At 64.2% G+C, this 24,865-nt stretch carries 16 protein-coding genes; 7 read left to right on the top strand and 9 right to left on the bottom strand.

Features of this window, described 5'->3' with window-relative positions; all coding sequences use genetic code 11:
• Position 1 precedes the first annotated feature (1 nt).
• Positions 2-1,660 carry an ABC transporter ATP-binding protein gene (locus tag IEW01_RS01005; protein WP_188525742.1) on the top strand — a complete coding sequence of 553 codons (1,659 nt, stop codon included), beginning with the start codon at positions 2-4 and terminating at the stop codon, positions 1,658-1,660.
• A gap of 58 nt (positions 1,661-1,718) precedes the next feature.
• On the opposite strand, the gene IEW01_RS17745 is transcribed toward IEW01_RS01005, so the two are convergent.
• Together IEW01_RS17745 and IEW01_RS01000 are read right to left on the bottom strand one after the other, a co-directional pair.
• Positions 1,719-1,841, bottom strand: coding sequence for a hypothetical protein (locus tag IEW01_RS17745; RefSeq protein ID WP_268236795.1), 123 nt, complete (start codon positions 1,839-1,841; stop codon positions 1,719-1,721).
• Between the two features lie 140 nt (positions 1,842-1,981).
• Positions 1,982-2,839 (bottom strand): ABC transporter permease, encoded by an 858-nt coding sequence (locus IEW01_RS01000; RefSeq protein WP_188525741.1) that lies wholly within the window; start codon positions 2,837-2,839, stop codon positions 1,982-1,984.
• Between the two features lie 180 nt (positions 2,840-3,019).
• Between IEW01_RS01000 and IEW01_RS00995 the strand changes: the two genes are divergently transcribed.
• From IEW01_RS00995 to IEW01_RS00985, 3 genes are all read left to right on the top strand, one after another.
• Positions 3,020-4,165: a KpsE/RkpR family capsule polysaccharide export protein gene (locus tag IEW01_RS00995; RefSeq protein WP_188525740.1), complete on the top strand. Its 1,146-nt coding sequence runs from the start codon at positions 3,020-3,022 to the stop codon at positions 4,163-4,165.
• Positions 4,166-4,173: 8 nt separating this feature from the next.
• Positions 4,174-4,830: an ABC transporter ATP-binding protein gene (locus tag IEW01_RS00990; protein ID WP_188525739.1), complete on the top strand. Its 657-nt coding sequence runs from the start codon at positions 4,174-4,176 to the stop codon at positions 4,828-4,830.
• Positions 4,831-4,995: 165 nt separating this feature from the next.
• Positions 4,996-8,022 carry a calcium-binding protein gene (locus IEW01_RS00985; RefSeq protein WP_188525738.1) on the top strand — a complete coding sequence of 1,009 codons (3,027 nt, stop codon included), beginning with the start codon at positions 4,996-4,998 and terminating at the stop codon, positions 8,020-8,022.
• A 59-nt stretch (positions 8,023-8,081) separates the two neighbouring features.
• Here the strand turns inward: IEW01_RS00985 and IEW01_RS00980 are convergent, their stop codons facing one another.
• Genes IEW01_RS00980 through IEW01_RS00955 form a run of 6 tightly spaced genes read right to left on the bottom strand, consistent with a single transcriptional unit; the run spans position 8,082 to position 19,210 of the window.
• Positions 8,082-9,713 (bottom strand): alpha-D-glucose phosphate-specific phosphoglucomutase, encoded by a 1,632-nt coding sequence (locus IEW01_RS00980; RefSeq protein WP_188525737.1) that lies wholly within the window; start codon positions 9,711-9,713, stop codon positions 8,082-8,084.
• The gene (glgX, locus tag IEW01_RS00975; protein WP_438810803.1) at positions 9,710-11,884 is read right to left on the bottom strand and encodes a glycogen debranching protein GlgX; all 2,175 of its coding nucleotides are present in this window, start codon (positions 11,882-11,884) and stop codon (positions 9,710-9,712) included. The genes IEW01_RS00980 and glgX overlap by 4 nt, the downstream gene beginning before the upstream one ends.
• The gene (glgA, locus tag IEW01_RS00970; protein ID WP_188525735.1) at positions 11,830-13,260 is read right to left on the bottom strand and encodes a glycogen synthase GlgA; all 1,431 of its coding nucleotides are present in this window, start codon (positions 13,258-13,260) and stop codon (positions 11,830-11,832) included. The genes glgX and glgA overlap by 55 nt, the downstream gene beginning before the upstream one ends.
• 9 nt (positions 13,261-13,269) lie before the next feature.
• Positions 13,270-14,541, bottom strand: coding sequence for a glucose-1-phosphate adenylyltransferase (gene glgC, locus IEW01_RS00965; RefSeq protein ID WP_188525734.1), 1,272 nt, complete (start codon positions 14,539-14,541; stop codon positions 13,270-13,272).
• A gap of 50 nt (positions 14,542-14,591) precedes the next feature.
• Positions 14,592-16,790 (bottom strand): 1,4-alpha-glucan branching protein GlgB, encoded by a 2,199-nt coding sequence (glgB, locus tag IEW01_RS00960; RefSeq protein ID WP_188525733.1) that lies wholly within the window; start codon positions 16,788-16,790, stop codon positions 14,592-14,594.
• 17 nt (positions 16,791-16,807) lie between these two features.
• The gene (locus tag IEW01_RS00955; RefSeq protein WP_229737994.1) at positions 16,808-19,210 is read right to left on the bottom strand and encodes a glycogen/starch/alpha-glucan phosphorylase; all 2,403 of its coding nucleotides are present in this window, start codon (positions 19,208-19,210) and stop codon (positions 16,808-16,810) included.
• A gap of 349 nt (positions 19,211-19,559) precedes the next feature.
• Here IEW01_RS00955 and IEW01_RS00950 point away from each other — a divergent pair, with 349 nt between their 5' ends.
• The 3 genes from IEW01_RS00950 to IEW01_RS00940 all read left to right on the top strand — a co-directional run bounded on the left by IEW01_RS00950 (position 19,560) and on the right by IEW01_RS00940 (position 23,638).
• Positions 19,560-20,327, top strand: coding sequence for an SDR family NAD(P)-dependent oxidoreductase (locus tag IEW01_RS00950; protein WP_188525732.1), 768 nt, complete (start codon positions 19,560-19,562; stop codon positions 20,325-20,327).
• A gap of 122 nt (positions 20,328-20,449) precedes the next feature.
• The gene (locus IEW01_RS00945) at positions 20,450-22,345 is read left to right on the top strand and encodes an alpha-amylase family protein (RefSeq protein ID WP_188525731.1); all 1,896 of its coding nucleotides are present in this window, start codon (positions 20,450-20,452) and stop codon (positions 22,343-22,345) included.
• Between the two features lie 126 nt (positions 22,346-22,471).
• Complete coding sequence (locus IEW01_RS00940) at positions 22,472-23,638, top strand: nucleotide sugar dehydrogenase (RefSeq protein ID WP_188525730.1); 1,167 nt, start codon at positions 22,472-22,474, stop codon at positions 23,636-23,638.
• 50 nt (positions 23,639-23,688) lie between these two features.
• On the opposite strand, the gene IEW01_RS00935 is transcribed toward IEW01_RS00940, so the two are convergent.
• Positions 23,689-24,750 carry a helix-turn-helix transcriptional regulator gene (locus IEW01_RS00935; RefSeq protein WP_188525729.1) on the bottom strand — a complete coding sequence of 354 codons (1,062 nt, stop codon included), beginning with the start codon at positions 24,748-24,750 and terminating at the stop codon, positions 23,689-23,691.
• Positions 24,751-24,865: the final 115 nt, after the last annotated feature.

Raw genomic sequence — 24,865 nt, 5'->3', positions numbered from 1 at the left:
GATGAGCAAGTTTTCGAAAAAGGACATCCTGCTCGAGATCGAGGATCTGCAGATCCAGGGGTACTCCGACGAGCAATGGGTCGATATCATCAAGGGTGTCGACCTCACGCTCCACCGCGGTGAGGTGCTCGGCCTGATCGGCGAGTCGGGTGCCGGCAAATCGACGATCGGCGCGGCCGCCATGGGCTATGCCCGTGATGGCACACGGATCTCGGGCGGCACGATCGAGTTCGACGGGATGGAACTGACCACCGCGTCGGAGGCAGAGAAACGCGCGTTACGCGGATCGCGCATCGCCTATGTGGCGCAATCCGCTGCCGCGTCGTTCAACCCGGCGCACAAGATCATCGATCAGCACACCGAGGCGCCGGTGCAATACCGGATCCAGAAGCGGCTCGAAGCGCAGGAAGACGCGATGAAGCTCTATGAGCAGTTGCGCCTTCCCAACCCCGAAGAGATCGGCTTTCGCTATCCGCACCAGGTTTCGGGCGGGCAGCTTCAGCGGGCGATGACGGCGATGGCGATGTCGTGCCGGCCCGACCTCATCATCTTCGACGAGCCGACCACGGCGCTCGACGTGACCACGCAGATCGAGGTGCTCGCCGCGATTCGCGACATCGTCGACCAGTTCAACACCGCCGCGATCTACATCACCCACGATCTCGCGGTGGTCGCCCAGATGGCCGATACCATCAAGGTTCTGCTGAAGGGCGAAGAGGTGGAGCAGGCGTCGACCGAGGAGATGCTGGAGAACCCGAAGGAGGAATACACCAAGAGCCTCTGGGCGGTGCGCAGTTTCAAGAGAGAACAGAAATCGCGGCCGACCGATGGTACCGAGCCGATCATCTCGGTGAAGAACATCGACGCCTCCTATACCGGTAGCGCGAAGGTTCTCGATGACGTCTCGTTCGACATCTACCCGGGAATGACCGTGGCCGTCGTGGGGGAATCGGGCTCGGGTAAGTCGACCGTCGCGCGTTGCATCACCGGGCTGCTTCCGCCCTCCAAGGGCGAGATCCTGTTCAGGGGCGAGCCACTTCCGCCCGACTATCACAAGCGCACGCGAGACCAGCTTCGCCAGGCCCAGATGATCTACCAGATGGCGGACACGGCACTGAACCCGAAAGTCCAGATTCACGAGATCATCGGACGACCGGCCCGATTTTACTCGGGGCTGAAAGGCTCCGCGCTGAAGCAGCGGGTGGACGAGTTGCTCGACCTGATCGAGCTCGAACCCTCGCAATACTACAACCGTTACCCGCCGGAGCTTTCGGGCGGGCAGAAACAGCGGGTCGGTATTGCCCGCGCGCTGGCGGCGGAACCGGATTTCATCATCTGCGATGAGGTGACGAGCGCGCTCGACCAACTCGTGGCGGAAGGAATCCTGAGACTGCTCGACCGGCTCCAGCAAGAGCTCGGGCTGGCCTACATGTTCATCACCCACGATCTCGCCACCGTACGTTCGATCGCCGACGAGGTGGTGGTGATGCAGAACGGCAAGGTCGTGGAGCAGGGGCCGAAGGACGAGATGTTCACGCCCCCGCACCACCCCTACACCGATCTCCTGCTCTCATCGGTGCCGGAAATGGACCCGAACTGGCTCACCACGCTCCTCGAGGAGCGCGGGGTCGACAATGTCGGAGAAAGCGCGGACGTTTGACGACGCAAACCCGGGTGCGCTCCCTGCGCACCCGGTCGGCGCAGGTTTGTCGTTCAGGTCAGAGGATCGCCAGAGCGGTTCCGGCCATGGTGCCGACCAGAACGGAATAGACCACGAGCAGCCCCGGCAGATTCCCACCACGGGTCCGACGTTCACGGATCAGATCGTTGCGTGTCAGCATGATGACCTCCATGGCGCATTGCGCCGGGACGAGTGACTTCTGAGCCGCCCGTAACCGATCGAGATCACCCGATCAATAGAAAAGTGATCCCAATTTCGCGGAATCGCGCACCCGGTGGCGCATGAGCCAAAACTGGCCGATCAGCCGAAGTCCTGATTGATGATCGTTCTGTTGTAGGCCCTCAAGAACAGCAGGCTCACGGCCAACGGCACGAGGGCGAACAAGACCACATAGGTGATCGAAATGTATTGAGGATGATAGGTTGAATACATCCCCTGCCGCATGAGGCCGGTGAGGTGAGTGAGTGGATTCCACCACAAGACATTACCCACCTGCATCGGCATATCCTCGAAGATGTAGAGCACCGCGGAGGCGATCATCAAAGGGCGGTTGATGATCTTTGTCACCGTCTTCCAGACCGGAAACAACCCGGAAAGCAGGCAGTTCAGGCTCCCGATGCTCAGACCGAGAAGTGACGCAAGCGCCATCGCGATCAGCATCGGGTATAGGTCGAGAACGCCCGTGCTTTTGACGAAATACAGCACGCCCCCCAGAATCAGAATCGTGTTCAGAATGTTGGTCAAGGCGTTGAGCACGAATCGAGCGATAAGCGCGTCGAGCCAGGTCACGGCCGGGTAATTGAGCAGCGCGCGCGAGTAGTTGATGCCGTTTTCAACGGAGCTGACCACCACCTTGTATTGTTGAAAAACCATGTAACCACTGGCGTAGAACAGAAGGAAGCTGCTCCCGAGCGACGGGGCCCGCATCAGCAGCGAGAAACCGACCGACAGCATCAGGATCATCCCGAGAGGTTCGATGATCGCCCAGAGGTAACCGCCCGGCGATCTGCCGTATTTCGAGGTCATTTCCCGCAGAAGGAGGGCAAGGATAACCCGCGAGGTGGCGAAACTTCGCCGGTGCCCGCCGATCGCGCTGGCCGCGGGTTCCAACGGAGGATCAAACGTCTCAATCCTCCCCTGCGGTTCGCTGTACGCCAATGGCTTCTCCATGCGGCTGGTGTTGGAGCCTGCTATTATGTAGAACTGCGCATCCGAGTTCAAACGCGGATGCCATGCAAGGACCAGTAATCGTAAATGGCGGAAAAGTCCGAAAAAGATCAGACCAAAGAAGAAGCCACCGCGCCTGCGGAGCCCGTCAAATCCGATCCCGGGCCGGAGGTGATTGAGATCCGTCCGATGGCGGTCAAGGCGAAGATGCGCAAGCGGCATTGGGGCGTTTCGGTCTCGTTCCTGCTTGTCGTTATCCTGCCGTTGCTGCTGATCGGCTACTACATGTTCGAACGGGCCACCGAACAATATGGCTCCGTTGCCGGATTCTCCGTTCGAAAAGAAGAAATGGGCGGGGCGGCGGAAATGCTGGGCGGGCTTTCCCAGTTCATGGGAGGTGGCGCGGGCGGAGGTGAGGCCGACATGCTCTACGCCTTCATCCAAAGCCAGAACCTCGTTTCGGTGGTGGATGACAATCTCGACCTGCGAAGCCACTACTCGGAACCCTACGAGCGTGACCCGATTTTCGCATTCAAGCCGGATGGCACGGTCGAGGATCTTGTCGAATACTGGCAGCGAATCGTGAAAGTCTCGTTCGATCAGACCACCGGGCTTGTTAATCTTCGGGTCGTCGCGTTTTCACCCGAAATGGCGCAAGAGGTGGCCAACGAGATCATCGCGCAGAGCCAGCTGTTGGTGAACGAACTCAACGCGACGGCGCGAAGCGATGCCCTGCGTTACGCCGAGGAAGACCTTGCCGAATCCCTGGCCCGGCTGAAATCCGCGCGCGAGGCCCTGGTCCGGTTCCGCACCAGAACGCAGATCGTCGACCCGGAAAGCGACCTTCGTAGCCGCATGGGCGTTCTGGCGAGCCTGCAGCAGCAGCTTGCACAAGCCTTGATCGACTACGATCTCGTTTCGCAAGACACGTCGCCGAGCGATCCGAGGATCGTTCAGGCGCAGCGCAGGATTGATGTTATCCGGGATCGGATCGCCGCCGAAAGGCGCACGTTTTCGACCGAAGAACCCGATTCGGAGGTCGAGGGTTATCCCGAGCTCCTGGCGGAGTACGAAGGATTGGCGGTGGAACGGGAATTCGCCGAACAAGGCTACGCCGCTGCGCTTGCCAACCTTGATATCGCCCGCGCGAACGCCGCGCGGCAAAGCCGGTATCTCGCCACCTATATTCGGCCAACCCTGCCGCAGAAGTCCGAATACCCGCAACGTGTCATGATACTCGGGCTGGCGGCCCTCTTTCTCTTCCTTTCGTGGGTGATCACCGCATTGATGTTCTATGCCTTCCGGGATCGCAAATAGCGCTTGCCATGATCCAATTCGAAAACCTGACCAAATCTTTCTGGGTCAACGGTCGGCGCAAGATCGTATTCGAGAACCTCAATTTCTCGCTCCCGACGGGAAAATCCGTCGCCCTCCTTGGACGCAACGGTGCGGGAAAATCGACCTTGCTTCAGATCGTGGCCGGCACGATGAACGCTGATAGCGGCCGGATCGTTTCCGACGGGTCGATCTCCTGGCCCATCGGCCTTGCCGGGGGTTTTCACAAGGATCTCAGCGGGGCTCAAAACGTCCGCTTCATCGCGCGGATCTACGGGGTCGACACCAACAGCCTGGTTACCTTCGTGAAGAATTTCGCCGAACTGGGCCCGCATTTCCATATGCCGGTGCGGAGTTATTCCTCGGGGATGCGGTCGCGCCTCGTGTTTGGCGCGGCGATGGGGATCAGGTTCGATACCTACCTGATCGACGAGGTGACGGCCGTTGGCGATGCTGCGTTCAAGCGCAAGAGCCGGGCGGTGTTTCGGGAGAGGGTCAGATCCTCGTCCGCGCTCATGGTCAGCCACAACATGCGCGAGTTGCGGGAATTCTGCGATTCCGCCGTTCTTCTGAACAAGGGGCGCGTGAAGTATTTCGAGGACGTCAACGACGCCATCGACATGCACGAGCGCAACATGGCGGGCTGATCCCTGCGTCGGGGCCCCCAGAAAACAAGGGGGCCTGGTAAACGACCCCTCTAACAGAACGCAGCGGATTTTGGATATGCTCCGCTGTTTCGTCACATTTCTGATCCGCTCGCCGCCACCCCGCAACACCAGCCTCGGTTTTGGGTGAAACGGGGAGTGTGGCAGATGAAGTTTGCCGTGCGAGGAACAATTTCGAGCGGCGTCGATGCGCTGGATTACGCGATCACGGATCTGCGGATCCTGAACAACGGCAACCAGGCGACTGTCTTTGCAACGTCCGGGCCAAACGGGGGGCTGTCGACCTATAGCCTCACCGGCACCGGAGCGGCGTCGTTCGTCGACCACGCGCTTTTCAATCCGAACTGGCAAGCCGGCATATCGGATCAGATCGCGATCATCGCTGATGGGGGCGGCGGCCTCAGTGTCGTGATCGGCATGACCGACAGTGTTTCTCTCGGCGCCATATCGGTTTCATCGGCTGGCGATCTCGGCGCCGTCTCCACCATTCCCGGCCTCGATGCCTCGACCATCCGTCCGGCCATGATCGCGGTGACCGAGCAGGGCGACCTCCTCATCGCCCGCGCGCCGGAAGCGGGAGACGGCTTTTCCCTTCACGAGATAACCGGCGCCGCTCTCACCAACCCCCAGGTTCTTTCCGATAGCGACACTGCGCATCTTTCGGCCGTCTCGGCATTCGCCGATGCCACGGTCGATGGCACGAACCTGTTGTTCGCCGCTTCGGGCAGCGAACATGGCGTCACGTCGTTTCGGGCATCGGATGCGGGCTTTGCTTTCGCCGATGCCAGCGGCCCGGAACAGGGCGTCGGTATCATGTCGCCCACGGCGATGCAGACCATCGCGGTTGGTGGCACAACCTATCTGCTCGTTGCCTCGGCGATGGAGTCGAACGGCGCGCTCAGCGTTTTCGAGGTTGATTCCGCGGGCATGCTGACGGCGCGCGACCACGTGATCGACACGCGCGACACGCGGTTTGGAGGGGTTCAGGATATCGCCGTGGCGCAAGCGTCGGGCATGACCTTCGTGGTTGCCGGTGGCGGCGATGACGGCCTTTCGCTGTTCACGCTCTTGCCTGGGGGCCGGCTTCAACATCTCGACAGCATGGCCGATACCGCCACCACCGGTCTCGCGAATATCTCGGCCATCACGGCCACCGTCATCGGCGAAACGCTCCGGATCGTGGCCGCGTCGCAGGGTGGCGGCGAGTTGACCGATCTTGCGGTCGATCTCGGCGGGCTCGGCATCCAGAGAGCCGCAGACCCGGCCGGCGAGATCTTCGCGGGGACCGTGGGTGCGGATATCCTCATCGGCGGCAACGGGATCGACCGGCTCGATGGTGGCGACGGCGATGACATCATCGTGGACGGTCCCGGCCGGGATCGCCTGACCGGGGGCGCGGGGCGAGACACTTTCGTTCTCGTGTCTGATGGCGAGCAGGACGTTATCCTCGACTTCAACCCGGCCTTCGACAGGCTCGACCTGAGTTCCTGGCCGATGTTCCACGACCCGGAAAGCCTGGTCATCACCAGCAACAATTCCGGGGCGGAGGTGATCTGGCGCGATGAGATTCTCACCCTGCGCGGCCCGGATCTGACGCCGCTCAGCCCGGATGCCGTGCGGGCGGCCGTGATTGAGGGCGTGAACCGCCCGATGATGGATCTCTCCGCCTTCCAGCTTCAAGAGGCCCCCGAGCCCGAGCCGGGCGGGGAGGGCGATCAAGGCGATACCGAAGATCCGGGCGAGCCCGACACGCCGCAAGACCCAGGCCCGGGCGACGAGGGGGATGGATCTGACGGCGATCCGGGCCCGGACCAGCCTGATGTTGGTGATCCCGATGCACCCCCCGAACCGGACCCGGAGGAGCCGGAAGATCCGGAGGACGATCTCTATCAGGTTGCACCCGACGAGAACGAGGTGCGCGGCAGCGAGCAGGACGACCGGCTGAGTGGAACCAACGGCAAGGACGTCATCTTCGGGGAAGCCGGTGACGACGTCATCTTTGCCGGAAAGGGCAGTGATCGCGCCTTCGGCGGGCCGGGAGCCGACAAGATCCGGGGGCAAAAAGGCCCTGACTTTCTCTACGGAGAAGACGGCGATGACCGGATCTGGGGCCAGGCGGGGCTCGACTACCTCTATGGAGGCGCCGGCGACGACCGCCTCTGGGGTGGCGGAAAGGACGATTGGCTCCACGGTGGCACCGGGGATGATCGCCTCTATGGCGGGGGCGGCCACGATCATTTGTATGGCGACGAAGGCCATGACCAACTCTGGGGTCACGCGGGGAACGACCACCTTCATGGCGGCGATGGGGATGACCATCTCGATGGCGGCGATGGCGATGATTGGCTTTATGGAGGCTCGGGGCAGGACAATCTTCATGGCGGCGATGGCGACGACCAGCTCTATGGCGACGCGGGCGATGACCAGCTCTCGGGCGATGCGGGGAACGACCTTCTCTACGGTGGTGATGGCGTCGACCGGATATTTGTCGGGGATGGGAATGATCGTGCCTACGGCGGCGCAGGGAATGACAGCCTGCACGGCGGGAATGGCGACGACGAATTGTATGGTGAAGCGGGTGACGACGCCCTCGCGGGCGATAATGGAAACGACCGGCTCGAAGGTGGCGACGGCGACGACCGCTTGTGGGGCGGCAATGGACATGACTGGCTTCACGGGGGCGCGGGGAATGACGGCCTCTACGGCGGCCGGGGCAGGGACCAGCTGTATGGAGAAGACGGTCACGATCAGCTCTGGGGTGAAGGCGGGCGTGATAGCCTCTACGGTGGCGATGGAGATGACGAGCTGTGGGGCGGAAACGGCAAGGACCAGCTTTTTGGCGGGGCCGGGAATGACAGGCTCTTTGGCGGGAATGGGCGCGATCTCCTGGAAGGGGGCGATGGAGATGACGAGTTGAACGGCGGGCGCGGGAGAGACGAGCTCTTTGGTGGTGCTGGCGCGGACGTTTTCGTTTTCGAGCGCAAGAACGGCAGAGATACGCTCTACGATTTCAACCCGGCAGAAGACGTTCTGCGGTTCGAGGGCCTGACCGAGGAAGATGTCAGCCTGCAAACCAGAACGGATCACCTTTTCCTTAACTGGAACGGTGGTTCGGCCAAGCTGCTCGGGCTTGAGCAGGGAGACTTCGACCTCTCGATGATTGATTTCGTCTGAAGTCCTGCGCTGGTGAGGCGCGACTGCGAGAGGGCATAACCCGCCGCTTGGCTCGGTGGTCAGGTCACCACGTCCGGGGCGTCGCGCCTGGTGACAGCCCGGATACTGGCGAGGCTTTCGGCCGCTCCAATGACAGGCGCGAGGGCGTCCTGCACGTCGAGGTGAAGGTTGTCCGGACCCGCCACGTAACGCTCGAGGTAGAGCCGCAGAGTCGCGCCCTCGGTGCCGGTGCCCGACAGGCGGATGACGAAGCGCGAGCCGTCGGTAAAGCTAACGCGCAGGCCCTGGTGCTTTGCCACCGATGAATCGACCGGGTCGGTATAGGCGAAATCGTCGGCTGCGGCGATGGTCATGCCCGCGACATCGGTGCCGGGCAACTCGGCGAGGCGGGCCCGAAGACCGTCGACAATGGTGTTGGCCAGGACTGTCGGCAGGGCCTCGTAATCGTGGCGGGAGTAGTAGTTGCGGCCGTATTTCGCCCAGTGATCGGCGAGGATTTCGGCCACGTTCTGGCCGCGCTCGGCGAGGATATTGAGCCAGAGCAGCACCGCCCAGAGCCCGTCCTTTTCGCGCACGTGGTCGGAGCCGGTGCCGAAGCTTTCCTCGCCACAGAGCGTGACCCGGCCGGCATCAAGCAGGTTGCCGAAAAACTTCCAGCCCGTGGGTGTTTCAAACGCTTCGACACCCAGCGCCTCGGCCACCCGGTCGGCGGCGGCGGAGGTGGGCATGGAGCGGGCCACGCCGGCAATCCCGGAACGGTATCCGGGCGCGAGGTGGGCATTGGCGGCGAGAACGGCGAGGCTGTCGGAGGGCGAGACATAGGTGTTCTTGCCCACCACCATGTTGCGGTCGCCGTCGCCATCGGAGGCGGCGCCGAAATCGGGGGCGTCGGGGCCGAACATCACGTCCATCAGGTCTTTCGCCCAGGTCGGGTTCGGGTCGGGGTGCATACCGCCGAAGTCCGGCAGCGGCGTGCCGTTGACGACGGTGCCCTCGGGTGCGCCGAGGCGGCGCTCGAGAATTTCGGTGGCATAGGGCCCGGTGATCGCGCACATGGCATCGAAGCGCATCCGGAAGCCCGCCGCGAACATGTCGCGCAGCTTCGGGAAATCGAACAGCGTTTCCATCAGGTTGGCGTAGTCGATCACCGGATCGACGACCTCGACAACCATATCGCCGAGGCGGGTCTCGCCGATGGCGGCCAGATCGACATCATGGGCCTCGAGAATCAGGTATTCGGTGATCCGCGTGGTGGCGTCATGAATGGCGTCCGTGAGGCTCTCGGGAGCCGGGCCGCCATTGGCCGTGTTGAACTTCAGGCCGAAATCCTCGTCGAGCCCGCCGGGGTTGTGGCTGGCCGACATGATGAAGCCGCCGTCGGTCTTGTTCAGCCGGATCAGGTGGCTCGCCGCCGGGGTGGAGAGCAGCGCGTCTTGCCCGACGATGACCTTCGCCGCGCCGTTGGCCGCACACATCCGCAGGATCACCTGCGCCACCTGCGGCGAGAAATAGCGCCCGTCGCCGCCGAGCACGAAGGTCTTCCCCGCGGCGCCACCAATCGCGTCGAGGGTCGCCTGCACGAAGTTCTCGACGAAGTGAGACTGCATGAAAACGCGGGTTTTCTTGCGCAGCCCCGAGGTGCCGGGCTTCTGCCCGTCGATGGGTTGGGTGGCGATGGTCAGAATCGTCATGGGGTCCCCTCCTTGGTGGCGGCGTCGGGATGAGCAAAAAGCACGACCGATTGTTCGGCGGCCTTGTAGGTGGCGTTTGCCGGCTTCTCGCCGCTGTCGGGGTTGGCGCTGTCGAGCACGCGGATCCATTCGCCCGGAGGCAGGTTCACCTCGCGCGCGTGGCCTGCGTTGAACACGACAAACACCTCGTCATCGCCCGAATCCTCCAGGGTCTCGGCAGAGGCGCGCACGATCATGCCCATGGTGTGGATATGGTCGTGCCAGTCTTCGTCGGAGGGTGCGCGCCCGTCTGGATGCCACCATTCCAGGTCGGGCAGGCCATCGGCGGGGCGTGGGCGGGAATGCAGGAAGTTGCGCTGGCTGAAAACCGTGAAGCGCCGCCGCAGTTCGGAAAGGCGCTGGGTGAAGGCGAGGAGATCGGGGTCGGCGCCCTTCCAGTCGATCCAGCCGGTCTCGTTATCCTGCGCATAGGCGTTGTTGTTGCCGCGCTGGGAGTTGCCGATCTCGTCGCCGCCGAGCAGCATCGGGGTGCCCTGGCTGAAGAACAGCGTCGCCAATATCGCCCGCTGGCGCCGGGCGCGGGCCTTGAGGATCAGTGGATCGGAGGTTGGCCCCTCGTGGCCGAGGTTATCGGAGAAATTGGCGGAATGGCCATCGCGGTTGCCCTCGCCGTTGGCCTCGTTGTGCTTGTCCTTGTAGGCGACGAGGTCGGCCAGGGTGAAGCCGTCGTGCGAGGTGATGAGGTTGATGCTGGCCGGGGCGGCGCGACCGTCACGGTCGAAGATCTCGGGGCTGGCGAGAAGCGCCTTGGCGAGCCCCGGAAGCATGTGGGCGTCGCCGCGCCAGAAGGCGCGCACGTCGTCGCGGTAACGATCGTTCCATTCGTGGAACGGATGTGGGAAATGGCCCAGCCGGTAGCCACCCGGGCCCACGTCCCACGGCTCGGCGATCAGCTTGGTGCGGGCAAGCACCGGATCTTGCCGAATGGCGTGAAGGAAGCCCGAATCGAAGCCGTGCGGCCCCCGCGTGAGCGCGGTGGCGAGATCGAAGCGGAATCCGTCGACGTGGAACTCCTCGACCCAGTAGCGCAAGGAGTCCATCACCATGCGCAGCACCGCCGGATGCGCAAGGTTCAGCGCGTTGCCGGTGCCGCAATCGTTAATGTAGTGCCGCGGGTCATGGGCAAGACGGTAGTAGGAGGCATTGTCGAGCCCGCGGAACGAGAGCGTGGGGCCGAAGCCATCGCCCTCTGCCGTGTGATTGTAGACCACGTCGAGGATCACCTCGATCCCGGCCTTGTGCAGCCTGCGCACCATCTCCTTGAATTCGGCGGTATCGCCATGGTCGAGGTATCGCGGTTCGGGTGCGAAAAAGGCAATCGACTGGTAGCCCCAGTAGTTGCGCAGGCCCCGCTCGACGAGGAAGCGGTCGTCGACGAAACCATGCACCGGCAGAAGTTCGATGGCGGTGACGCCGAGGCTGGTGAGATGGTCGATGATCGCGTCGCAGGCCACGCCCCGGAAGGTGCCGCGCCGCGAGGGTTCGATCCGCGGATGAGCCGCGGTCAGCCCCTTCACGTGCGCCTCGTAGATCAGGGTTGCCGCGTCGGGGTGCGCTGGCGGGCTGTCGTCCTGCCAGTCGAAGCCGTCAGCGCCGACCACAACGCATTTCGGCACGGCAAAGGCACTGTCGCGCGTGGAGAAGCTCAGGTCCCCAAGCGGCGAGCCGACGTGATAGCCCATCAGCGCCTTGGACCAGCGCAGCTTGCCGTCGATCTTGCGTGCGTAGGGGTCGATCAGGAGCTTGTTGTGATTGAAGCGGTGGCCTTTCTCGGGCTCGTAGGGGCCGTGGGCGCGCAGGCCGTAACGGGTTCCCGGTCCGATCCCGGCGATGTGCCCGTGCCAGACGTCGCCATCGCGCTCGGGCAGCGCGATGCGGGTCAACTCGGTGCGCCCGTCGTCGCTGAACAGGCAGACCTCGATTTTCGTGGCATTGGCGGAGAAAACCGCGAAATTCACCCCGTTCCCGTCAACATTCGCCCCCATCGGCCAAGATCGGCCGGGGGTGAGTTCAAGGCTTGCGACGCGCGCGGGTGTGAGGGCTGGGCGGGGGGCGGTCACGTCGTGAGGCTCCTGTAGAGCGCGCCATAGGCAGCGGCCGGGCGCGACCATCCAACCTCGGCTTTCATCGCGCGCTTCACGAGGCGTGTCCAGCCTGCGCGGTCGTTGTAGAGCTGCACGAGCTGGTGCAGGGCGCCGCTGAGCGCGATGCCGTCGACCGGGTGAAAGGCAATGCCGGTGGCGGCATTGGCGGCGAGGCTCGCAGGGCTCGCGCCGATCACCGTGTCGTTGAGCCCGCCGGTGGCGGCCACGACGGGCACGGCGCCATATTTGAGCCCATACATCTGGGTCAGCCCGCAAGGCTCGAAGCGGGAGGGCACGAGCACGGCATCGCCGCCCGCGAACATCCGGTGCGCAAGCGGCTCGTCGTAGCCGATGCGCAGGCCCACGCGATCGGGAAAACGCTTGGCGGCGGCGTGCATCGCCTGTTCCAGCCCGTGTTCACCAGAGCCGAGCAGCACCAGGCCGCCGCCGGCATCGATGAAGTCGGGCAGCGCCTCGGCAAGCAGGTCGATCCCCTTCTGCCAAGTCAGGCGGCTGACGACGATGGCCAGTGGCCCGGGCACGTCGCCAAGGCCGAACTCGTCGATCAGCGCGGCGCGGTTCTCGGCTTTCGGCTTCAGGTCGGTGGCGGAATAGGGCCTGGCCGCGGTTTCGGTCTCGGGGTTCCAGGTGTTTTCGTCCACCCCGTTCAGGATGCCGCTGAGGTCATGCGCGCGCGCGCCGATCACGCCTTCAAGCCCCATACCGAACTCCGGCCGCATCAGCTCCCTGGCATAGGTGGGCGAGACGGTGGTGATCGCGTCTGCTGTCACCAAGCCGGCTTTCAGCGTGGAGAGATTGCCGTGATACTCGGCCTGATCCGGGTGCCATGCGTGCCAGGGCAAGCGCAGGCTCTCGAGCCGGTCACCGCCGGTGACGCCCTGGAAGGCGATGTTGTGAATGGTGAGCACGGATTTCACCCCACCGTCGCCGTGGTAGCGCAGGTAGGCCGGGGCGAGCGCTGCCTGCCAGTCATGGGCGTGCAGAACCTCAGGCTTCCAGCCGTCGCCGGTGCCGTCACGCGCCACCGTGGCGGCGGCCCAGGAAAGGGCGGCGAACCGCTCGGGATTGTCGCGATAATCGCCGCCCTTGTCGGCATAGGGCCCGCCCGGCCGGTGGTAGAGGTAGGGCGCGTCGAGCGCGAGGATCGTCACCCCGCCAATGCTGCCCTTCAACAGCCGGGCGTGTCCGCCATAGAGGTTCCAGTCGGCCCAAACCTCTTCCACCGCCCCGAGTTTCTCGAGAATGCCGTGGTAGGCCGGGATCATCACCCGCATCTCGATCCCCTGCCCCGCGAGCGCGGCGGGGAGCGCGCCGACCACGTCGGCGAGCCCTCCCGTCTTGATCAGCGGGACGCTTTCAGAGGCAACGGAGAGCACGCGCATGGGATTGTCCTAGTCGAGCGACGCCTGCCGGGCGGCGATCATGTCACGGGTGATAAGGGTGATGCCACCCTCTGTCACCCGGAACCACCGGGCGTCTTCCTCGGGATCTTCACCGACCACGAGGCCCGCGGGAATATCGACACCCGAATCCACCACGCAATTCCTGAGGCGCGCATTCCGGTTGACCTGCACATGCGGAAGCAAAACCGAGTAATCGACCGACGAGAAGGAATGCAGACGCCCGCCGGTCGAGACCAGCGAGTTTTTCACCACCGAACCCGAAACGATGCTATCGCCCGCGATCAGCGACGATATCGCCGCACCGCGCCGCCCTTCCTGGTCGTGGATGAACTTGGCGGGCGGAACGATCTCGGAATATGTCCAGATCGGCCAGGTGCGGTCGTAGATGTCGAGCTTGGGCACGAAGTCGGTCAGGTCGATATTGGCCTGCCAGTAGGCGTCGATCGTGCCGACATCGCGCCAGTAGGCCTCCTTTTCGAGCCCCGAGCGCACGCAGCTGTCGGTGAACTTGTGCGCCACCGCGCGGCCGTTGGCGACGATGTGCGGAATCAGGTCGTGTCCGAAATCGTGGCTGGAGCTTTCGTCGTAAGCGTCTTCCAGCAGCAGTTCGCGGAGGAACTTCCAGTCGAACACGTAGATGCCCATGGAAGCCAGCGCATGGTCGGGGTCGCCGGGCATGTGCGGCGGCTTGGCCGGCTTTTCGAGAAAGCTCGTGATCCGGCCCTCGGTGTCGATATCCATCACGCCGAAGGCGGTGGCTTCGGCCACCGGCACGGTCAGGCATCCTACCGTCACCTCGGCACCCGAATCGACGTGGTGCTCGAGCATGATCTCGTAGTCCATCTTGTAGATGTGATCGCCCGCCAGAACGACGATGTATTCCACGCCATAACTGTCGATGATGTCGATGTTCTGGCGCACGGCGTCGGCGGTGCCCTTGTACCAGTTCTCCTCGTCGATGCGTTGCGAGGCGGGGAGAATATCGAGGTATTCGTTGCGCTCGGCCCGGAAGAAGTTCCAGCCGCGCTGGGCGTGGCGGATCAGGCTGTGGGCCTTGTATTGCGTGGCGATCGCCATCTTGCGAATGCCCGAGTTCAGCGCGTTGGAGAGAGCGAAGTCGACGATCCGGGTCTTGCCGCCGAAATAGACGGCAGGTTTTGCGCGCCGGTCGGTCAGTTCCTTGAGCCGGGAGCCGCGCCCGCCGGCAAGAACGAAGGCCATGGCCTGTGACGACAGTCTTCTCGGTCTTTGCCGTTCCATCTGGGTTTCTCCTCCTGTTCGCCTGCTTCCCCGCTCCGGTCAGTCTCCCCTCACGCCTGCCGGAAAACAACCACCGACAGGGGGGGCAAAACGACATAGGCCGACTGCGGTCGGTTGTGCCATTCCACCGGTTCGGTCTCGATTCCCCCCATGTTCCCCCGGTTGCCGCCACCATAAAGGCCGGCGTCGGTGTTGAGGATCTCGTCCCAGCGCCCTGCCGCCGGAAAGCCGATGCGATAGGCCGGGCGTTCAACGGGCGTCATGTTCACGGCAACCACGATCATCGGATCGTCCTTGCGCGCTTTCCGGGCGAAGACGAGCACGGAATGCTCGGCGTCGTTCGCCTCGAGCCAGTCGAAGCCTTCGGGGCGGGTATCGTGCAGGTGCAGCGCCGGGTTGTCGCGATACATTGCGTTGAGGTCGCGCACCAGGAGCTGCACGCCACGATGCTCGGGCAGATCGGTCTGGTGCCAGTCGAGGCTCTGGGCGTAGTTCCACTCGCGGCCCTGGGCGAACTCCTGCCCCATGAACAGGAGCTTCTTGCCCGGATGGGTCCACATGTAGCCGTAATAGGCGCGCAGGTTGGCGAATTGCTCCCAGGCGGTGCCCGGCATCTTCGCGATCATCGAGCCCTTGCCGTGCACCACCTCGTCGTGGCTGATCGGCAGGATGAAGTTCTCGCTCCAAGCATAGACCATCGAGAAGGTCAGTTCACCGTGATGATACTTGCGATAGAGCGGCTCCTTCGCGATGTATTCGAGGCTGTCGTTCATCCAGCCCATGTTCCACTTGAAGCCAAAGCCGAGCCCGCCGAACTCGACGGGCCGTGAAACCCCGCCGAAAGCGGTGCTTTCCTCCGCCACGGTCATGATGCCGGGGTGTTCGCCATAGGCGAGCGTGTTGGTCTTGCGCAGAAGGTCGATCGCCTCGTAATTCTCGCGGCCGCCGTCCTTGTTGGGAACCCATTCGCCCGCCTTGCGCGAGTAGTCGCGGTAGAGCATCGAGGCGACGGCATCCACGCGCAGCCCGTCGAGGTGGTATTCCTCCAGCCAGTAGAGCGCGTTGGCCTCGAGGTAATTCGCCACCTCGGTGCGGCCGTAATTGTAGATCAGCGTGCTCCAGTCGGTGTGGAAGCCCTCCTTGGGGTCGCCGTGTTCGTAGAGCGCTGTGCCGTCGAAACGGCCCAGCCCGTGCTCGTCGGTGGGAAAATGGCCCGGCACCCAGTCGATCAGCACGCCGAGCCCGGCATTGTGGGCGGCCTCGACGAAAGCGGCAAACTCCTGCGGCGTGCCGTGGCGGATGGTGGGAGCGAACATGCCGATGGGCTGGTAGCCCCAGGAGCCGTCGAACGGATGTTCGCTGATCGGCATCAGCTCGATATGGGTGAAGCCCATCCACTTGACGTAGTCGACCAGTTCGGTCGCGAGTTCCTCGTAGGAGAGCGGCCGCGCGCCGTCTTCGACACGGCGCCAGGAGCCCAGATGCACCTCGTAGATCGAGATCGGCGCATCGACGCTGTTGCGCGCGGCGCGCTCTTTCATCCACGCGGAATCGCCCCATTTGCGCCCGAGCCCGGGGTGGCGCACCACCGAGCCGGTGGCGGGTGGGTGCTCGGAGCCAAAGCCGACCGGATCAGCCTTGAGCGGCAGGATCGCGCCGCCCAGCGCGCGGATCTCGTATTTGTAGACCGTGCCTTCACCAACGCCGGGAATGAAGATTTCCCACACCCCGGTCGCCCCGCGCTTGCGCATCGGGTGAGCGGTGCCGTTCCAGGCGTTGAAATTGCCCACCACGCTGACGCGCGCGGCATTGGGCGCCCAGACGGCGAAATGCGTGCCCGGCACTCCGTCGATCGTCATCGGGTGCGCGCCGAGCGCCTCCCAGAGCCGGCGGTGGCCGCCTTCGCCGAGGAGGTATTCGTCGAGCTCGCCCAGCACCGGGCCGAAACGGTAGGGATCGGCAAAGGACCAGCCGGTGCCGTTCGCGTCTTCGGCGTCGAGCGTATAGGGCTTTTCCGGGTCGACCGGCCCCTCGAACAACCCGGGGCAATCGGGGTGCGGCGCGAGAGCCATGGGTTTGGCCCGGCCCTGTTTCAGCCGGAGGCTGGCCGCACCCGGGGCCCAGACGGCCAATCGTCCACCATGGGCGCCGAGCACCGAGAAGGGATCGCCGTGGCGGCCTTCGGCGATGGCTCGGGCCTCGTCCTTCGTCACCCTGAAGGCGGGTTTCTGGTCGGACTTCTTCGCCATCGCTGGGCTCCCCTTGTTCAGAGCGCCGAACGTGCGCCCCAGATATTCTCCATGTAACCACGGATCGACCGGTCAGACGAGAAAAAGCCCATCTTCGCGGTATTGAGCGCGGCCATGCGCGCCCATCTGTCGGGGTCGAGGAAGGCCGCGTCAACCTCGGCCTGCGCGCGCTGGTAGTCGGTGAAATCGGAGGTGACGAGGAAATAGTCACTGTTCCAGGCGCGGTGGACGAGGCCGTGATACCTGTCTCGCTGGTTGGGCGAGAAGCGGCCCTCGGCGATGAGCTGGAGCACATCTTTCAGCGCCTGGCTCGCCTCGATCGCCTCGCGCGCGTGGTTGACGTTCTTGCGCCGTTCGATGACCTCCTGCGCGGTCATGCCGAACAGGAAGAAGTTTTCCGCCCCCACCCGCTCGCGAATCTCCACGTTGGCGCCGTCGAGCGTGCCGATGGAGAGCGCGCCGTTGAGGCTGAGCTTCATGTTGCCGGTGCCGGAGGCTTCCTTGCCGGCGGTGGAGATCTGTTCGGAGAGATCGGCGGCGGGAATCAGGCGCTCGGCCATCGTGACGTTGTAGTTCGGCGGATAGATCACCTTGAGCCGCCCGCGCATGTCGGGATCGTTGTTGACCACCTCCGCCACGTCGTTGATCAGGTGAATGATCTCCTTCGCCACCGCATAGCCGGGGGCCGACTTGCCGCCGAAGATCTTCACCCGGGGCACGAAATCGCCCTCCGGGTTCTTCTTGATCTCGTGCCATTGCGCGATCGTTTCGAAGACGTTCATGAGCTGGCGCTTGTATTCGTGGATGCGCTTCACCTGCACGTCGAACATCGCGTCCGGGTCAACCTCGATGCCGCATTTGACCTTCATCCAATGCGCGGCCTCGGCCTTGTTGGCGCGCTTCACCGCCATGAAGGCCTCGCGGAAGCCGTTGTCCTCGATATGCGGCACGAGCTCTTCGAGCCGGTCGAGATCGGCCTCCCAGCCCTCGCCGATGGTCTCGGTGACGAGATCGGCAAGGCCGGGGTTGGCGAGCTTGAGCCAGCGCCGCGGGGTGACCCCGTTGGTGACGTTGATCACGCGGCCGGGGTGCAGCTTGTCGAGCGCGGGGAAAAGCTGCGACTTGACGAGTTCGGTGTGCAAGGCCGAGACGCCGTTGACCCGGTTGGCCATCACGAACGCCAGTTCGCCCATGTGCACCTCGTGATTGCGCACGATTCCGATGCTTGCCGGGCGCGCCGGGTTGGCCTTGAGGTGGGCGGCGTCGATCTTCTCGATGATCTGCATATGGCGCGGCAGCACGCTGCCCATGAGCCATGTCGACCAGCGTTCAAGCGCCTCGGGCAGAAGAGTGTGGTTGGTGTAGCCAAGCACGTTCTGCGAAATCTCCAACGCCTGTTCGAAGGGCAGATCGTGGCGGTCGACGAGCAGCCGGATCAGTTCCGGCCCGGCCAGAGCCGGGTGGGTGTCGTTCATCTGGATCGCGATGTGCTTGTCGAGCTCGGTGATGTCGTCGTGCGATTCGAGGTAGCGCCGCAGGATATCCTTGATCGAGGCGGAGGTGAGGAAATACTCCTGTTTCAGCCTCAGTTCCTTGCCGGCATAGGTCGTGTCATCGGGATAGAGCACGCGGGTGATGGTGCGCGCGAGCGTCTCGGGCGCGGCGGCGGCGGCATAATCCCCCCGGTTGAACCGTTCCAGATCGAACAGCGTGGTCGGCTTGGCGCCCCAGAGCCGCAGGGTGTTCGACCAGCGCCCCTCCCAGCCGACGATCGGGGTGTCATAGGCGGTTGCGATCACGGTTTCGCCGGGCACCCAGACGGTCTTGCCGTGACGCTCCTCCATATGACCCTTGAAGCGCACGGTATAGTTCGATTCCGGCCGCTCGAACTCCCACGGGTGGCGCTGGCTGAGCCAGTCTTCCGGCGTTTCGGCCTGCTGGCCCATCTCGAAGCGTTGCCGGAACAGCCCATGTTCGTAGCGCACGCCGTAGCCATAGCCGGGGCAGCCGAGGGTGGCCATGCTCTCCATGTAGCAGGCGGCGAGCCGCCCCAACCCGCCATTGCCGAGCGCGGCGTCGGGCTCGTCGAGCGCGATCACGTCAAAGTCCTGCCCGAGGTCCAGCAGCGCGGCGGCGGCGAGGCCCTTGAGCCCGAGGTTGATCGCGGCGTCTTCGAGGATGCGGCCGATCAGGTATTCCATCGACAGGTAATAGACACGCTTGTAATCGTTGTCCCAGGTGGCCTTGGTCGATGCGAACCAGGGTTCGACGATACGGTCGCGCAGGGCGTAGGACAGGGCAAGGCGCCAATCGTAGACCGAAGCGTGATGCCTGTCCTTGCCCACCGTGTATTTCAGGTGATGCAGGATGTCGTCGCGGAAGCCTTCCCGCGTCAGGGTGGGTTCTTTTTCGTTGGTCACGGCTCTTGATCCTCGCTCGCCCGGCTGGGCATCCTGATAGCGCTATCGGCCGGAATGATCCAGACCGACCCGCCCAGTTCTGCGCGCGCTGTTGCCATTCGTCCACCCCGGTCTGGCGGCACAAGGTGCGTCGCCGGGTGCTGCCCGCATTTCGGGCGGTTCCTTGCACTTTGCGCATTGGACGGGCCCCTTGCGGGCCTTGCACCGGCTGCGCGCTGTCGGGTTCACCGATACGCCTTTCGCAAGGGCGCAGAAAGGGGGAAATGTCCGGGTCCGCCATGCCCGGCCGCTTCACATCGCCACGCGGCTTGCATAGGCTCGGGCCGAACCGGACAGCGAGGAGCATGCCATGCCACGAGCGATCTTTCCCGATCTCGAAGGGGCTTCCGTTTTCATAACCGGCGGCGGCTCGGGGATCGGCGCGGCGCTGACCGAGGGCTTCCTGGAGCAGGGCTGCAAGGTGGCCTTCGTTCAGCGCTCCGACGCGACCGCCTTTTGCGACGAGATGGAGGTGCGGCACGGGGTGCGGCCGCTGTTCATCGCCTGTGATATCACCCGGGTCGAGGCGCTGCGCGAAGCGGTGGCCGAGGCGGCCCGGGCCCATGGCGACCCGACCGTGCTCGTCAGCAATGCCGCCAACGACGTGCGCCACGAAACCCTCGCGGTGACGGAAGACTTCTGGGACCAGAACCAGGCGATCAACCTGAAACCCTATTTCTTCGCGGCGCAGGCCGTGATCCCGGGCATGCAGCGCGCGGGCGGTGGGCGGATCGTCAATTTCTCGTCGGTTTCCTACATGATGGGCATCGGCGAATACCCGTCCTACGCCGCCTCGAACGCTGCCATTGTCGGGCTGACCCGGGCACAGGCGCGTGAGTTTGGCGCCGCGGGCATCCGGGTGAACGCGCTCGCGCCGGGCTGGACGATGACGCAGAAGCAGGTCGACCTCTGGGTGACGCCGGAGAAATACGAAGCCTTTCTCACGCGCCAGTGCCTGCCGCGCCCGATCTTGCCGGAAGACATGGTGGCGCCCACGCTGTTTCTTGCCTCCGAGGCGTCCGGGGCGATCACCGGCCAATGCCTGCCGGTGGATGGCGGGGTCGTGGTTACCGGGTGATGCCATGATCGCGGCCCCGGCGCGCGGTGGGGCCATGCGCGCTCTTGCGACCGATCGGCAAATCCTGTTGTAACGCCGCGCGAGGCCTTGGCATCATGGCCGCGGTAAAGATGGATTGCAGCATGGCCAGAGCCTCCAAGCCCCGCTCCTTCAATGATCGCCTGTTCGCCATGCGGCTGGAGCGGTCGCGCGATGACCTGTTCGGCATGCTCGAGCGGCTCTTTGGCCACCGGCCCGACTACCCCGATTTTGCCGAGGAGTTGACCGAAACCCTGAAGTCGGCCTGGGATGCGCGGCCCGAAGACCTGAAATGGCGCGACATGAGCCGCGACCTCGAACCCGATTGGTTCCAGCGCCCCGAGATGAACGGCTACGTGTTCTACATCGACCGTTTCGCCGGCAACCTCCTCGGCGTGGCCGAGAAGCTCGACTATCTGCAGGATCTGGGCATCACCTATATCCATTTCATGCCCTGCCTGAAGCCGCGCCCGGGCGACAGCGACGGCGGCTACTCGGTGATGGATTACACCGAGATCAATCCCGCGCTGGGCACGATGGACGATTTCGAGGCGGTCACGCGGGCCTGTCACGAGAGGGGCATATCGGTGTGCATCGACCTCGTGCTGAACCACACCGCCAAGGAGCATGAATGGGCGCGCAAGGCTTGGGAAGGCGATGAGACTTACCGCGATTACTACTTCATGTTCGTCGATGACACGCTGCCCAAGGCCTACGAGTCGACGCTGATCGAGATTTTCCCGGCCAATGCGCCGGGCAATTTCACCCATTACGAGGAAATCGACCGTTGGGTTTGGACCACCTTCAATGAGCACCAGTGGGATCTGAACTGGTCCAACCCCCGCGTGTTTCTCGACATGGTCAAGGTCATGCTGTTCCTCGCCAACAAGGGCGTGGACGTGCTGCGCTTTGATGCGCCCGCCTTCCTGTGGAAGCGGATGGGCACGCGCTGCCAGTCGGAGCCGGAAGTGCATGTGCTTTTGCACGCGCTCCGGGCCGCAAGCCGGATCGCGGCACCGGGGGTGATCCACCTTGAGGAGGCGATCGTGAGCCCGGCCGAGATGCTGCCCTATCTCGGGCGCGGCGAGCACGACGGCAAGGAGGGCAACCTTGCCTACCACAACTCGCTGATGGTGCAGTTCTGGTCGGCGCTGGCGGCGCGCGACACCCGGCTGATGACCCATGTGATGCAAACGCATTTCCCTGCCTCGGTGACGAACGCGACCTATGCCACCTACATCCGCTGCCACGACGATATCGGCTGGGCGGTGACGGATGAAGACGCCGCCGCGGTCGGCGTTTCGGGCTTCGGCCACCGGGCGTTTCTTTCGGATTTCTACGAGGGGGGCTTTCCCGGCTCGTTCTCGCGCGGGGCGCTGTTCCAGGTCAACGAGGAAACCGGCGACAAGCGCATCTCCGGCGCCACCGCCTCGCTCGCGGGCCTTGAAACCGCGCTCGAGGCCGGCGATGGCGAGGGTATCGACAGGGCGATCGACCGTATCCTCATGGGCCATGCCCTGATCGCCAGCCACGGTGGCATCCCGCTGGTTTACATGGGCGACGAGCTGGCGCTGCTGAACGATTATTCCTACCTGCAGGTGCCCGAACACGCCCATGACAGCCGATGGATTCATCGGCCGCGGATGGATTGGGCGCGCGCCGCGCGGCTCCCCGATGGTGGGGCGACGCCCGAGGGCCGGGTGTTTGACGGCATTCGACACATCCTCGCCCGCCGGGCTGCGGTGGCGGGCTTTCACGGAGCGGTGCCCACCGAAATTGTCGAAACCGCGCAGGAGGGCCTCTACGCTTTCGTCCGGCGGGCACCGACGGGGCCGATCGTCTGCGTGTTCAATTTCACCGAGCATTGGTCGGGCTTGCCCGCGTCGTGGTTCAAACGGCAGGGTGCCACCCTGATGCATGACTTCCTGTCTGACGCACGCGTTCTGGGCCCGGATGGCGGTGTGCCGCTCCCACCCTATGCGCGGGTCTGGGTTGGATGAATGCGCGGCAGCGAGCTTGATGGCACCGTGATCGACCGCTATCAGGCTCGGGGAAAACCCGGGCCGGCAGGGTCTCGGGTTCCCGCGCCACTGGATCGTCGCGGCCGTGTGTGAGGAGTGCGTTTCATGAAAATCGCCGTTATCGGCCTTGGCTACGTGGGCCTGTCCAACGCGGTCTTGCTGGCGCAGTCCAACAGCGTGGTGGCGGTCGATATCTCGCCCGAGCGGGTGGCGATGGTGAACGCCCGCAAGAGCCCGATCGAGGATGCGGAGCTTGAGGACTACCTCGCAACCAGGCCGCTCGATCTGACCGCGACGACCGATCTTGCCACCGCGGTGGCCGGGGCCGGGTTAGTCATCGTGGCCACGCCGACCGATTACGATCCGGTGGAGAACTTCTTCGATACTTCCTCGGTCGACGCGGTGACCCGCGCGGTGCTCGAAACCGATCCGCAGGCGATCGTGGTGATCAAGTCCACCATCCCGGTGGGTTACGTGCGCCGGATGCGCGAGGATCTGGGCAGCGACCGGATCATCTTTGCGCCTGAGTTCCTGCGCGAGGGCCGCGCGCTCTACGACAACCTGCATCCGAGCCGGATCATCGTCGGGGAGCACAGCGCGCGCGCGCAGGCCTTCGCCGACCTGCTGCGCGAAGGGGCGCTCGACGACGACGTGCCCACGCTGTTCACGAACCCCGACGAGGCCGAGGCGATCAAGCTGTTCGCCAATACCTACCTCGCCATGCGGGTGGCCTTCTTCAACGAGCTCGACAGCTACGCCATGGCCCACGGCATGGACACACGCCAGGTGATCGAGGGCGTCTCGCTCGATCCGCGCATCGGCGGGCACTACAACAACCCCTCATTCGGCTACGGCGGCTATTGCCTGCCGAAAGACACCAAGCAGCTTCTGGCGAACTACGCCGAGGTGCCGCAGAACCTGATCCGCGCCATCGTCGACGCCAACCGCACGCGGAAGGATTTCCTCTCTGCGCAGATCGTGGCGAAACAGCCGAAGGTCGTCGGCGTCTACCGGCTGGTGATGAAGGCCGGGTCCGACAACTTCCGCCAAAGCTCGATCCAGGGGATCATGAAGCGGATCAAGGCCAAGGGGATCGAGGTGATCGTCTACGAGCCGGTGCTCGAGGACGACCTGTTCTTCAACTCCCGCGTGATCCGCGATCTCGAGGCGTTCAAGGCCGAGGCCGAGGTGATCCTCGCCAACCGGGTGACGGACGACATCGCGGATGTGGTGGACCGGGTGTTCACGCGCGATATTTTCGGCGGGGATTGAGCCGCTGCACCATTGGTGCGCATTGCGGCGAAAGGTGTGCCGCGAGGTGGTCAGATAATTCCCATCTCGTTGAGCAGGCGAAGCAATTCCGCCTGCCGCCGCGCGCCGGTCTTCTCGAACACGCGCATCAGATGGGTGCGGGCGGTGTTCAGGCTGATGGAACAGCGTCGCGCGGCGGCTTCGCGGCCATCGCCCCGCGCGACCTCCAGGGCCAGGCGCGCTTCCGCCGCGGTCAGGCCGAACTGCGCGCTCAGGCGGTCCATTGCCCTTTCACGCTGGCGTTCCGAGTGGCGCAGGGTGACGATCGCCGCAGGCCGGCCGAACAGCGGAGCAAACAGGTCCGCCCGCGCGGCGGCGCGGCCGAGACCGACGATCTCGACGTTCAGGTGAGCCGGGCCGTGACGGCAGGGGATAATGCAGTCGCGGCGTTCTGCCTCTGGGGCCTCGCTGGTGCGGCTGTCGGCGAGTGCGGCCTCGAGGGCGAGGCTGGCGCGGGGATCGAAAAAGCGCAGGGTATTGTCGTGGATATCGAGGGCATCACTCTCGCCGAGCGTGGAAAGAGCTTCGTCGTCGGCCAGCAAAACCCGCTTGGCGCCATCCACGAGTATGATGCCGTCGCGCGCCTGGCCGGTTCCGGTCCGCAGGGCGAGCGACAGGTATTCCATCCGCCTCCGGGCCTCGATTGCGCGGATCAGGTGTGGCACCAGCGCGCCGAACCGCTCGCGCATCTCGGTGGTGATCTCGTCGCGATCTGGCGCGGCCTGCAGCACGAGACTGCCAAAGGCGACGCCATCGGTGAAGACATTACTGGCAAGCCGGTGCGCGCCAAGTCCAGAGCGCGCCCAGTATTCATTGTGAAAACGGCTGGCGAGGAACCGTTCGCGCCCGGTATGGTCGAGATCGGTGATAACGCCGGGCGCAATGCGCGCGGTGCGTTGCGCGGTGGGATCATGTTGCCACCAGTATTGCCCGTAGTCCTCGACAACGCTTGGATCCGCGCGCGGTGTCGTCACCCGGGATAATTCGAGCCGCGGATCGGACAAGACGAGGGCTGCATTCGCACCACCACAGAAATCCGCGACCCCCGAGAGTGTGGAAGACCAGTCGTCCATTCCGAGGGCCGAATCGTAGATCCGGCCGATCAGGGTGGAGATTTGATCCATACGCGGTACTCGTGTTTACGAAATGACCATGGGCAAGATGATGGGCGCGCGGTCGCCGACTTGT

The organism is Sinisalibacter lacisalsi (assembly GCF_014640115.1).
GTDB lineage: Bacteria > Pseudomonadota > Alphaproteobacteria > Rhodobacterales > Rhodobacteraceae > Sinisalibacter > Sinisalibacter lacisalsi.
This window is presented reverse-complemented; position numbering and strand designations above follow the sequence as displayed.

Coding starts and splice junctions, on each gene's coding strand:
- IEW01_RS01005 (WP_188525742.1), top strand. CDS start 2: ATGAGCAAGTTTTCGAAAAAGGACATCCTGCTCGAGATCGAGGATCTG.
- IEW01_RS17745 (WP_268236795.1), bottom strand. CDS start 1,841: ATGCTGACACGCAACGATCTGATCCGTGAACGTCGGACCCGTGGTGGG.
- IEW01_RS00990 (WP_188525739.1), top strand. CDS start 4,174: ATGATCCAATTCGAAAACCTGACCAAATCTTTCTGGGTCAACGGTCGG.
- IEW01_RS00985 (WP_188525738.1), top strand. CDS start 4,996: ATGAAGTTTGCCGTGCGAGGAACAATTTCGAGCGGCGTCGATGCGCTG.
- IEW01_RS00980 (WP_188525737.1), bottom strand. CDS start 9,713: ATGACGATTCTGACCATCGCCACCCAACCCATCGACGGGCAGAAGCCC.
- glgX (WP_438810803.1), bottom strand. CDS start 11,884: ATGGTCGCGCCCGGCCGCTGCCTATGGCGCGCTCTACAGGAGCCTCAC.
- glgA (WP_188525735.1), bottom strand. CDS start 13,260: ATGCGCGTGCTCTCCGTTGCCTCTGAAAGCGTCCCGCTGATCAAGACG.
- glgC (WP_188525734.1), bottom strand. CDS start 14,541: ATGGAACGGCAAAGACCGAGAAGACTGTCGTCACAGGCCATGGCCTTC.
- glgB (WP_188525733.1), bottom strand. CDS start 16,790: ATGGCGAAGAAGTCCGACCAGAAACCCGCCTTCAGGGTGACGAAGGAC.
- IEW01_RS00950 (WP_188525732.1), top strand. CDS start 19,560: ATGCCACGAGCGATCTTTCCCGATCTCGAAGGGGCTTCCGTTTTCATA.
- IEW01_RS00945 (WP_188525731.1), top strand. CDS start 20,450: ATGGCCAGAGCCTCCAAGCCCCGCTCCTTCAATGATCGCCTGTTCGCC.
- IEW01_RS00940 (WP_188525730.1), top strand. CDS start 22,472: ATGAAAATCGCCGTTATCGGCCTTGGCTACGTGGGCCTGTCCAACGCG.
- IEW01_RS00935 (WP_188525729.1), bottom strand. CDS start 24,750: ATGGACGACTGGTCTTCCACACTCTCGGGGGTCGCGGATTTCTGTGGT.